8 protein-coding genes are annotated in these 10987 nt (G+C 57.5%); 3 read left to right on the top strand and 5 right to left on the bottom strand.

Annotation, left to right across the window (positions count from 1 at the left end; translation table 11 throughout):
* The first annotated feature begins 1 nt into the window (after position 1).
* A complete protein-coding gene (locus USDA257_RS13780) occupies positions 2-1057 on the top strand; it encodes a hypothetical protein (RefSeq protein ID WP_014763580.1) in 1056 nt (351 codons plus the stop codon).
* Positions 1058-1065: 8 nt separating this feature from the next.
* Here the strand turns inward: USDA257_RS13780 and USDA257_RS13775 are convergent, their stop codons facing one another.
* Genes USDA257_RS13775 through USDA257_RS13765 form a run of 3 tightly spaced genes read right to left on the bottom strand, consistent with a single transcriptional unit; the run spans position 1066 to position 4157 of the window.
* Complete coding sequence (locus USDA257_RS13775) at positions 1066-1413, bottom strand: hypothetical protein (protein WP_014763579.1); 348 nt, start codon at positions 1411-1413, stop codon at positions 1066-1068.
* A complete protein-coding gene (locus tag USDA257_RS13770) occupies positions 1413-1838 on the bottom strand; it encodes a DUF6484 domain-containing protein (protein ID WP_014763578.1) in 426 nt (141 codons plus the stop codon). The genes USDA257_RS13775 and USDA257_RS13770 overlap by 1 nt, the downstream gene beginning before the upstream one ends.
* 12 nt (positions 1839-1850) lie before the next feature.
* Positions 1851-4157 (bottom strand): type VI secretion system Vgr family protein, encoded by a 2307-nt coding sequence (locus tag USDA257_RS13765; RefSeq protein ID WP_014763577.1) that lies wholly within the window; start codon positions 4155-4157, stop codon positions 1851-1853.
* A gap of 387 nt (positions 4158-4544) precedes the next feature.
* On the opposite strand from USDA257_RS13765, the gene USDA257_RS13755 reads away from it, so the two are divergent.
* Positions 4545-6686 (top strand): caspase family protein, encoded by a 2142-nt coding sequence (locus USDA257_RS13755; RefSeq protein WP_014763576.1) that lies wholly within the window; start codon positions 4545-4547, stop codon positions 6684-6686.
* A 108-nt stretch (positions 6687-6794) separates the two neighbouring features.
* Complete coding sequence (locus USDA257_RS13750; RefSeq protein ID WP_223843432.1) at positions 6795-7238, top strand: hypothetical protein; 444 nt, start codon at positions 6795-6797, stop codon at positions 7236-7238.
* On the opposite strand, the gene USDA257_RS13745 is transcribed toward USDA257_RS13750, so the two are convergent.
* Both USDA257_RS13745 and USDA257_RS13740 read right to left on the bottom strand, forming a co-directional pair.
* Positions 7189-9450, bottom strand: coding sequence for a glycosyltransferase (locus tag USDA257_RS13745; RefSeq protein WP_014763574.1), 2262 nt, complete (start codon positions 9448-9450; stop codon positions 7189-7191). The genes USDA257_RS13750 and USDA257_RS13745 overlap by 50 nt on opposite strands.
* Before the next feature lie 729 nt (positions 9451-10179).
* On the bottom strand, positions 10180-10743 hold the full coding sequence (locus USDA257_RS13740; protein ID WP_014763573.1) for a UPF0149 family protein: 564 nt from the start codon (positions 10741-10743) through the stop codon (positions 10180-10182).
* Positions 10744-10987: the final 244 nt, after the last annotated feature.

Below are 10987 nucleotides of genomic sequence, written 5' to 3'. Positions count from 1 at the left end.
GATGATCAGGTTATGGGCGGGGCACGCAGTGTCGCGACAGCAGTTCGCGATCTCGATTGGCGAACTCAGGGACGAAGACCCTCAGAGCATCGTCCTCATGTACAACGAAGGTCACGAGATCTTATGGGGTTACGCGGAGCTTCCGCGCACGATCAAGTCGATCACCTCAATCGTTGACCCCGGCGACGGCAAGCCGGTCTTCGTTCCGATGAGCAACGAGGGAGACGTATACTTCCTGATCGGCGACATCCCTGTCGAAAAGATAGAGGGCGCCGGCGTGCTAAGCGACGACGCTGAAGGCTATGGAGCAATGTCGCGGATCGCAAGGGACAATGGCAGGCTTTATGCCTGCGGGTACGGTTCGCAGCTGTATGAGCGCCGCCAGAAGGACGACTGGGTGCGCTTGTGCGATTTTGACATGCGGGGGGTCGAGGACTGCGCCTTCTTCGGAATGGCGATCCGGCCTGGCACCGGTCCGGTGGCCCTTTGCGGCCAGAAGCGGGTTCAATACAACGACCCTACGCCCGAGCAACAGGCGCAGATCGACCGCGCACGCGCAAGTGGCGATGCGGAGGGCGCAGATGATCTCCAGCATAGGTTTAGGACAATCCGCGTGCCGCCTTCGACTGCCCTGTACCTGCGCAACGGTGGGTGGACCGAAGCCCCGACGGACGCTCGCGGCGGTCTGAACGACTGTATCGTCATGCCCGGCGGTGACATCGTTGCCGTGGGTGACCACGGTGTCATCGTGCGCACAAGCGGACTGAACGCAACAGAGGACCTATCCTCCATCGGCCTGACTGACGATTTCTACACCATCAGCCCTTGGCAGAGCGAAATCGCGATCCTGGGTGCGGCGGGAGTTCATATCTTCGATACGGCGTTGGCCTACAGGCGGTCGATAGAGCTGCCAGCCGATCTTCGCACGCCGAACCGCATGGACGTGGTCGGACGGGATATCATTCTCTTTGACTATAGCGGCGTCGCTGTCTTTAAGGAGGATCGTTGGGAGCGTGTGCCGATCCCTGACGACATGTGGGGCCTGGCCGGCGACTAGCGCTGTCCTCAGCGGGGCAACGCCCCGTTCACCCTGAGATATTCCCTGACTTTCTCCAGGTCCAATTGCCTGACCGGGATAGGCCGTGCTGCCTTGAGCATTCGGATCACGAACAACTCGCCAGCCTCCGGATATTCGGCGTAGCGCTCCTTCGCAATTTCCAGCCCCGCCTCGCCCGCCACACGTAGACCGTCGAGATGCGCTTCCAATCGCTCAATCAACCGTTCGAGCCGCTCCTCGTCCATCTCCGGGTTCTCATCCGGATGCAGCAGATGCCGGTCGTAAACCGTCCACAGGAATGCGGCCATTTCGGCATGCTGACGGACAATTTCGCGAAGAACAGGCGCGGCCGGCATCAGTTGAGGTTCACCGATCCGCCACGTATGCGGTTCGCGGCGCTGGCGTGGCTGGTCACATAGGTGCCGCGGATGGTGATATGACCATCCTTTTCCATAATGATCGTCGCCTTGCCGCAGCGAAGCTCAATGCGTTCCTCGCCGGTGATCCGCACGCGCTCGCCGTCACGAACGACATTCGGCATCGAAGGCTTGCGCGCCGGTTCAACAATTCGGCCAACGATGAGCGGCCGCGTCGGATCTCCGCCTTCAAAGAGCAACGCGACCTCGGCACCGATCATCACAGACGTCAGGTCGGCCAGACTGCGCGCAGGCATCGCGGTCTCCCGGGGATTGCCTGGAAAGACCACCAGCGGCGCGCCTGCCTCGAACCCCAGCAAAACACCGATCACCACTCCTTCAATACGTTCCCGAGTGTCGGACATCCGAGTGCCCCTCTAATTTTGATTGATCTTGCTGCCCTTCCAACTGACCTCGCCCGAAGCCTTGCCGACAAACTTGCCCTTGGCGTTGACAGAAATATCTTTGCCTTCGATCGTGATCGTGCCGTCCTTTTTCATTACGATCATTGCTGAGCCAGTCTTGATGGTAATTGCTTCGCCTGCCTCGATCACCAGCTTCTTCCCGACGTTCACGCCACCGTCTTGACCAATTTCGACCAGGCTGCTCTTGGCGACCTTTATCGATCTCGCTCCGCCGATCTGCGTTGCATCGTCCTCGCCGATTTTCGCGCTGCGGCCCTTGCCGATCTCGCTCGTCTGTCCGCCGCCGATCTGAACGCTTTGGTCGGTGCCGATTTCCCAGCTGTCGGACGTACCGATGTCATGGCTTTGGCTGCTGCCCACGCTCACTGACCGGTTCGTGCCGATGGTGTTCGTCTGTGAGGCCCCTACCGTTCTGGTTTCTGAGGCCCCGACTGAGTCGATGCGTGCCGCCCCCACAGTGACTGTTTGGACGATGCCAACTGTCTGGGTGTGATTTGAGCCGATCGTCTCGGTGGAATTCGAGCCGATGCTGATCGTTTCGTCAGCGCCCACCGTAAGCGAGCGGTTGATTCCAACGGTTTCGGTATCGTTGGAGCCGATATCGACCGTTCGGTCGACGCCGACCTTCGTCGTCTTGTTGTTACCGACGTCCTCATCGAGGTTCACACCAACAGAATGCTTGGCATTGTTGTCGATACGGTCCGACTGGTCGTGCTGGACCAGCTTGCTGCGGTCGTTCTTGATCAGCAGGTTGTTGTCCTTCTGCGCCTGGAAGTAGACTTCCTCCGATCCCGCCTTGTCCTCAAAGCGCAGTTCGTTCCAGCCTCCCCCACCAGGTGAGGAATTCGTCTTCAGCCCTGACTGGGTTGCATTTCCCGGTAGCTCGTAGGGAGGCATTTCCTTGCCGTTATAGACCCTGCCAGTGATAATCGGCCGGTCCGGGTCCCCCTCAAGGAAGTCGATGATCACCTCCTGGCCGATACGCGGGATCTGAATGAACCCCCAGCCCGCGCCCGCCCAGGTCTGCGAGACCCGCACGAAGCAGGAACTGTTCTGGTCTTTCTTGCCAAGACGGTCCCAGTGAAACTGCACCTTCACCCGAGCGTATTTATCCGTGAAGATTTCCTCACCCTTGGGGCCCACGACTGTCGCCGTTTGCGGACCACGCATGATCGGCCGAGGCGTGATACGCGGTGGCCGATAAGTCAGCGAAGTCGGCGCAACCTTCAAGTTCGCGCGGAAGGTCTCTTCGTCCGCATAGGCGGCGGGGCGGTAGCCTGGGTCAAAAAGGCGGTAGTCGGCGCGAAGCACTAGATATTCCGCGTTTTGGTCTTTGCGGGGGAAGTCTTCCAGTTTGAACGTGCAACCCGAAGCCAGTCCACGCACAGTGCCGGCGGCCGCGATCCTTTTGTGCGCAGCCTGAATTTCCTCTCGCCTTACGACGGCAACGGAGTCGCCGCGGCCTACAGTCAGGTGGGCACCGGGATGACGGTAATACTCTCCCCGTGATTGCGAATGCGCAAAGGGCTGCGCCGATTGCGCCATCAGGTCGGCGGCGGGCTTGGTGAAATCGTAGTCCGTGTGGGCATAGGTGGCCGGGTGGACGGAACTGGTCGCTACCCACTCTGTGATATATTCCTGGTCCCGTCGGATCGGTTCGCCTTCGGCACGGAACTTGACCGTCGCATAACCCGGGGCAGGCTTCAGCCTGTTCATAGCGTCGGCAAGGATGAGAGTGTGCTCACCGTCGCCATACTCGAAAAAATACATGATGCCTTCGTGCTCGAATAGGCGCTGCACGAAGTCCAGGTCAGTCTCGTCATACTGAACGCAGTATTCCCGCGCCTCATAGGAACCTTGCAACCGCTTCTCGAACTTGGCGGGCTTGTATTTCGAGAAGATCTCCTCGGCGATTTCCACGACACTCATGTTCTGAAAGATGCGACAATCGGTCGTGTTGCCCAACAGCCAAAGCCACGGCCGCACCTCCGCCTCGTAATATGCAAGCCCTTCCTGTATCCGGATCAGGCGAAAATCCGAAACAAGCCCACTGAACCAGCGTTTCGGATCACCGGACTCTCCCTCGACCGAGATTGGTTTTCCGAGGAGTTTCAGCGGATCGACATTCTCGTCGGGGCTGACAAACCCGACGGTGAAGGCAAAACAGCGGCTGATTTCGTCATACCCGAGCAGATGGGTGAAGGTCAGCTTCGCGGGATCGAGCGGCGTCTGGACGAATGTCTTGCGGTCTTCGGACATGCGGAGAACAACCCTGTGTCGTGACGCCGGCAGACTTGGATCATGAACTTACCATAACGACCTGCCACCTCGAAAGACACATGTCGATTGCACCAGTTCTGTACTCCATGCCTGAAGTATCGAATTCGATTGAATTTTCCCACCGAGAACTCAAGCCGAGTTATGGATACATTTCTGCTCGACTTGGCCTGCTTGGCCCAGACCCAGAAGCGTGATGTCCGGCTATTTCACGTTGTGCCGTCGAGATCCGGCAACGCATTCAGCTTGAACAACATAGGGAATGACCCTCTTTTTTCCCGGCTGCGGAGCTGCGAAATTTGCACTACTATGGTCATGCAAATATTCGCCTAATCAATTGAACGAAGCAGCAATTAGGCTTACCGGCCAATGAGACAGAAAATTTCTTCCTTTGCGCTGAAATGGACTTTCCTGATCCCGCTGGTGGCGCTGTTTTTGACGGCGTTCTCGTCGATGGCCTACGCGGAACGGCGAGCGGCTATCGTGGTCGGGAACGGCGAATACGAGTTTGCGCCTCTGGCAAATCCAAAAAACGATTCCAAGCTGATTGCCGCCACGCTAACGGAGCTTGGGTTCGATGTCCTGCTATTCTACGATGTCAAGAAAGCAGCCGTCGACGATCTCGAGAATGCGATCCGCACCCATCTTCTCGGCGCCGATATGGCGATCCTCTACTATGCCGGACATGCGTTGCAGCATGAAGGTCGAAACCTGCTGCTACCCGTCGATGTACGAACGGGATCGGCCAAAGAAGTCCTTGATGACGCCATCGCCCTCAATACCCTGCTCGACATCGTCAAGGACGATCCGGTTGGCGTCAAGCTGATCATTTTGGACGCTTGCCGCAACAATCCGCTCACAAGCCAAAAGGGATTGGGAGAGGGTTTGGCGAACATCGAGGCCGGCGCAGGCCAGGTTCTCATCGCCTTCGCCACTGGCGCCGGCGAAGTCGCTTATGACGGCACGGGCGTGAACAGCCCTTATTCTTCGGCGCTGGCCAATGCACTTCAGCAGCCGGGACTCGACGTTTATGACACATTCCGAACAGTGCGCGGAGACGTACGCCTCGCCACCAATGGATCGCAGATACCATGGATCACGGGCTCGATTGAGACCAGGTTCGTCTTTCGCGCGAGCGACAATAGTAAATCGGCGTCGGAGGTCTCGGCAGGCAATGGCGAACTGACGATTGACCGGGTGCTCTGGCACTTCATTCAGGACAGTCCCGACCCGAGGGATTTCGAACGCTTCGTAAAGGCATTTCCAAATAGCCAGCTTTCGGCGGAAGCGCTCAAGCGCAGCAAACTCCAGATTGCTGCACTGCATGAGCGTGGGCTCTTTGTCACCGGCGCACTTGCTGCCACACCGATTTCCAACGAGGCGCCTTTGAGCGCAAAGACTGCGGCCGCCGGTGAGGAGTTCGTTTTTCAGCAGGCCGGCGAGCGCGCCGTAAGCGAGACTTTTCGTATCTGGCCGCGAGAAATGCCAGCTACAGGAAGTGGAATGAAGGCTCTGGTAACGGATTGCGACCTCTACGCAGCCGACCCAAACGACCCACAACGTGTTGTACCTGGTGTTACGAACGGACTCGTGAATGTTCGCGATGGGCTGCGAGCCTGTGGCTTTGCCCTGGCTGCAAATCCTACAAACGCACGTCTGCAGTACCAGTTTGGCCGGGTTTTGGAAATAGCCCGGCGCTACGACTGGGCGGAGCATTTCTACGAGCTCGCCGGCGAGCAGCAATACAGCGCCGCACTCGTCAATCTCGGATTTATGGCGCGCGTCGGGATGGGCCGCGAGATCGATTACAAGCGTGCCTTCGATCTGTACATGAAGGCGGCGTCTCTCGGAAATCTCAGAGCAAGGACGAATGTCGGATCAGCTTACATACGCGGCCAAGGAGTGCCTAAAATCCCCGAGGAAGGGATTCTCTGGTACAAACTTGCAGCATCAAGCGGCTGGTCGAATGCAATCAATGCGTTGGGCGACAGCTTCCGCCGCGGCACGGGCGTGAAGAAGGATGATGTCGAGGCGACAAAGCTTTATTCCGCAGCGGCCGATGCCGGGCAGATCGACGCGATCAACAATCTCGGCCGTGCCTATGTCAGCGGCTTGGGCGTGCCGAAAGACATCAAACGAGGACTGGATCTGATGCTCCGCGCGACGGAGATGGGCAACCAGTATGCGCCACTCTACGCAGGGCGCCTTCTTCTGAAAGGAGCTGGCAAGGTGTCCCGCGATACGAAGCGCGCACTTTCGCTGTTTGAATTGTCGGCGCGTCGCGGCTTTGAGGACGCGTATCTTGAACTTGCCAAAGGTCACGCCCAGGGCTCTTTTGCCCGCGGAAAGCCGGACCTGCGACGCGCATATTTCAACGCAACGCTGGCGACCCGTTTCAAGGTCGAAGGGGCGGAGCAAACGAGGACATCCGTCGGCGAAAAGCTGGATGCTGCGACTCGAAAAGCGGTCGAAGGAGAGGTTGAACTATTTGTTCAGCAAAACGGGCTTTGAGATTGCTTGAGTTTGTAAAACACAGGAGTGGCAGTGCGCTGGATAATCGACAGAGCTGGCTGGTACTTTTCGCTTGGCAGGTCCAGAAGAATCACGAGTGCCATCGATTTGGCGGAGGAAGAGAAGAGCCTGAAGTATGTCTTCCACGACCCCACGCTCGAGGCTAACCCCAGAAGCCTGATCTCCGTCCTGGGCACGATGCCCGACAATCTTGTCGAGATTCTTGATACCGCAGTGCAGGCTTGCAGGGACCAGGCCGAATTTCCGATCGCTATCCTGTCTGAACTGCGTCTGGATCTGATTGCCGCCCGTTCCGTTCCGCTGGAATTCATTCCCACGCGCCGGCACCTGCCTTCGGTGCCCGCGGAAATCTATGGCAGATATATCCGGCAGCGCTGGTCACTGATCATGGCGAAATGGGACGTCTCAAACGAAATCGCGCTGTCGTCGAGCATCGACGAATTTCTTGCCGATCAGATCGGCGCCGACGTCGTGCAGCAGCTCACGTGCGAGCAATCGAGGCATGCAAAGGACGGTCAGCGCGAATACTGAAGACAAGCTGCTCGATCGCCTTGGCGGCATCTGCTGCGCCATTGATGAAACCTAACCTCCTTGATCGCCGGCGAACCTCGGCCCGGAAGTCTTCAGACAGCGCCAAATCAAGCGTTGCCTCCACGCGGTTCAACTCGGAGTATCGCAAGCACAGGCCCAACCCCGCCGACTGTGCATAAACAGCGCGAAGATGCTGGTCGTCCATCTCCGGCGCTTCGTTGGGTACGAAGATCGAGGGGATTCCCCCAAAGATGCTTTCATGAAAGCTGTTATATCCGGCATTGGTCACCAGAAGATCGATCCCTGAGAAATATTCCGCCAAGGGATAAAGGCTTCTGCGTGGAACCCTCGACCCATCCTCTTTAAAGGGCTTGGCAAGCGGATTGAGGATCTGGACCGTTTGCACATCTCGCCTTGCTAGTCCGGCAAAAATGAGCTCAGGCAGGCCTGCAAAGTCAAAATTACGCTGTGAGCCAAGTTGAACTGCGACAGTGAAGCGGTCTGGATCGACGCCTAGCTTGGCGGCAGCTTCGCTCCGGGGCGATCCAGTGCCGGGGTCCAAAAGAAGCAATGGGGGGACGGCAACGGCACCGGGCAAATCGCGAGTCGGCCCGTGGTCCTCGTCATGGGCAAATTCGCCTGGCTCTATAACCATGTCGAATGTGTCCTGGGCGTCCGCACTGAACTCATGATCAACGCGCCACAAGGCGCGACGTATCCATATCCAGGCCAAATCACGCCGGCTTTCAGCAACGGCAACCAATCCTGGAAACGGCCTGTTCCCATCAAACACCACCGCCGAAACATCAAAGGCCTCCACTGCGCTCAGCAACTCTTGCGCATACGCTCTGTTCCAGCTTGTGTCTGTAACTCCCATCGCCAGTCCGCAAGGGATATAGTCTATGGCGTGACCTCGCGCAAAAACCAGGGCGGCTCCAGCCGATCTCGTAAAGAAAATAGGATCCACGTCATCAGACATACGCTCAGCGACAGCCATCAGACGAGTGATGTGTCCCAGTCCTATTCCATTTGTGGCCACGAAAAGTATCCGTCGCCTTTGGCCCATATGCCGAGGCGGTGATCGGACCGATTTGTCTTCGACATTGCGCCCATTTGAATAACTACTGATCGTCGTTCGACTGTTATTCAGGCCCGAAATCATAGGTAGTTCCAGATCATCGTAGAGGCGTGCCATTCTTTGCGGATACTGATCGATCGCAAATTTCCTCCGGACGAGTTCTCGTGCGGCATTTGATTGTTGGACATAAGCTGAAGGCGAAGCGATGAACCGCTCGATGACGTTCCGTGTTTCAGCGATATCGCAATAGGCAGCGCCATCTTCGAAGAGGCTCTCAAATGAACGATCAAGCACTGTCACCAAACCGCTGGCCATTGCTTCCGCGACACAAATGCCAAACGCCTCTACCCAATGTCTGCTGTGGAAATAGACGTAAAAATCCAGGCGACTGAGAAAGTCAGGTACGTCGTTTTCCGAGAAAGCACAGATCTCCCAGTTCGAGCCTATCCAATTCTTGATAGCGTCGGGGACACCGCCCAGGATTTTGATGTTGAAATCAGCCCGGTCAGGGTAGGCTGCTCGCAGATCATCCCCAGAATCAGGCCATTTCATGGGGTCCCCTCTCGTGTGCCGCCCCAAATTAACGCGGTCTTTTGGAGCCTTTCTCTGATGCTGGGGCCATTCGGCGAGGTCGACCATGTTCCATAGATCGTGCTGAACAAGTGTAGGCCCTTGCGTACCGCGAGCTTCGAACTGAGATCTGACTTTCGGACCGACAGGAGCAAACACGACCGGGACTCCGAAGAGGCGATCCAAAACGCGCTCGACGACTGCGGGATCGTATTGCTGAATGCGTTGACCGTCGAAGAGCGGATGATGAACCACACAAACGACACGGCGAGGCCGCAAGCGCACCGGCGAAAGCGGCATCCGCTCAAAGACGGCAGGGTGGTGCGCCAGAAGAATGTCGCAGGTCGCCTTTTCCGATCCGGTCAGCCAAGCGATATTCGATTGCTCGATCACCGCTGCCGTACGGCTGTCGAAGAGGCCTATTGGAGACTGTTGATGTCCAAGAAACGGCAGCAGTCCGCAGTTCAACTCCCAACGTCCCGCCGCCTTTAGTTCGGCTCTTAGTGCGCTCGATGTGCCGCCCTGAAATCGTGGGTCGGCCGCATGAACAACATCAAAGTGCATCAGCCAACTCGGAGCATGATTTCAACCTTGAGATTTGCAAAGTCCTGCGCTCCCGATATCCAAACGCCGCAAAGCATTCCCCTCGCAACAATCGCAATCCCATGAACGGCACTGAGATCCTTAGGAGCGCTAGTAGGTTGTTCGTCCGGACCAAGCCCGTCGATGTTGGAGTGGCACGTTGCGTACGGCGACAGGTTGCTTTTGAACCGTTGTCTTCATCCTGCTTACAGCCAAAGCCGAGTAGCAACTGCGAGGATGCCTAGCGAGGAAATCCCTGTAGGATTCGCGCGTATTCAGCCTTTGGGCACGGCGCCAGTCCGCAGACTCGGCGGCACTGGGCGGCGTGTTTTGACAGGTGGCTTCGGATGGCGCAGGTGGCGAAGGCCGCCAGGACGGCACGCACGCCGTCAGAAAGACCGAGAGGAGTACGGAAACACGTTTCAACATCACGAGAACGTCTCCTTTCAGATATTAATAAATAATACAGACCGGAAAAATTCAGCCCTGATAATAGGATAAAGGCTTTTGCATAACAAGCATCCGCCTATACGTAACGGGGACTGAACGATTTTGGCGTCGGCAGAGCAATGCAGAGCAACCCATCTCGCCCCGGACACGAGACCTCGCCTGTTCCAAGCAACTTCGTCCACCCCAAGGTAGTCAAAGTACCACAGTTTTACACTGGCAAAACCACCGCTTTCGGCATTGACGGAATGGCGATAGCGCTTTTTAGAACTTCTGCTTTGCCCGCTTCCGCATGAAGTAGCTGCGGATCTTGACGAGTGCTTCAGCGACCGCTGCGGCATCCGATTGGGTGGCCGGCCCAGTAGCTTCACTGAGCTTGCGGATCGGCGCGATGATATCGCCAGTGACGGCATGGCCTCGGATGACCGGCCGCCACTGCTTCTGCGAGAAGCCTGTCCCCATCAGAGAGCTGACGTGCCAATCCATGGTATCGAAGGTTCGATCGTCGATCCTGCTGAACCTCGGCCGGTGATCCTCAGGTTTTTCGGCAAGGCTCGCCGAGATCCGGTTATATTCCGCAACAATGGTCTGCACGGCCTGGTGCGCTGTGGTTTCCATCGGCATATCCAAGGCCTCTGAACCGGTGAGCTCCGGGAACCATTCGCGTGGGTCGATGAACTTCGGACCGATGATAAGCGCCGTCAGATAGCCGTCGAGGCCGCTCATCGTCCAGATCGGAGATACTGGACGGCGCGCCCTCATAAAGGCTTCGAACGCCTCGTCGTCGAGCTTCGGTCGTGCTGCGGTACCCTGGCTCTTATCTGTCATGCTGCACGCCGCCCTTGATCTGCCATGCCCTGCCCTCTCGTTCGGCCTTCCAGCTCCCCAAGGGAAGAGCGTCTCCATCACGGCAAATGGCCCGTGTCAACCGCTGGAGTGCGTTGGGACTTAACGCGGGGACGTTCCAGAACGGGCGGCGGTGAACAAATGGCCAGGTGATAGACCACGCCCGCGGCCAACCGCGCAGACCGACATCTCGCCGCCATCGCTTTCGACGCCGATCCGCTCCCCG

It is taken from the genome of Sinorhizobium fredii USDA 257, assembly GCF_000265205.3.
GTDB lineage: Bacteria > Pseudomonadota > Alphaproteobacteria > Rhizobiales > Rhizobiaceae > Sinorhizobium > Sinorhizobium fredii_B.
Note: the sequence above shows the minus strand (reverse complement) of the source record. Positions and strands in the feature narration are given on the sequence as shown.

Bases quoted from the DNA above. Each gene is read 5' to 3' on its own strand.
- USDA257_RS13780 (WP_014763580.1), top strand. From the start codon at position 2: ATGATCAGGTTATGGGCGGGGCACGCAGTGTCGCGACAGCAGTTCGCG.
- USDA257_RS13775 (WP_014763579.1), bottom strand. From the start codon at position 1,413: ATGCCGGCCGCGCCTGTTCTTCGCGAAATTGTCCGTCAGCATGCCGAA.
- USDA257_RS13770 (WP_014763578.1), bottom strand. From the start codon at position 1,838: ATGTCCGACACTCGGGAACGTATTGAAGGAGTGGTGATCGGTGTTTTG.
- USDA257_RS13765 (WP_014763577.1), bottom strand. From the start codon at position 4,157: ATGTCCGAAGACCGCAAGACATTCGTCCAGACGCCGCTCGATCCCGCG.
- USDA257_RS13755 (WP_014763576.1), top strand. From the start codon at position 4,545: ATGAGACAGAAAATTTCTTCCTTTGCGCTGAAATGGACTTTCCTGATC.
- USDA257_RS13745 (WP_014763574.1), bottom strand. From the start codon at position 9,450: ATGCACTTTGATGTTGTTCATGCGGCCGACCCACGATTTCAGGGCGGC.
- USDA257_RS13740 (WP_014763573.1), bottom strand. From the start codon at position 10,743: ATGACAGATAAGAGCCAGGGTACCGCAGCACGACCGAAGCTCGACGAC.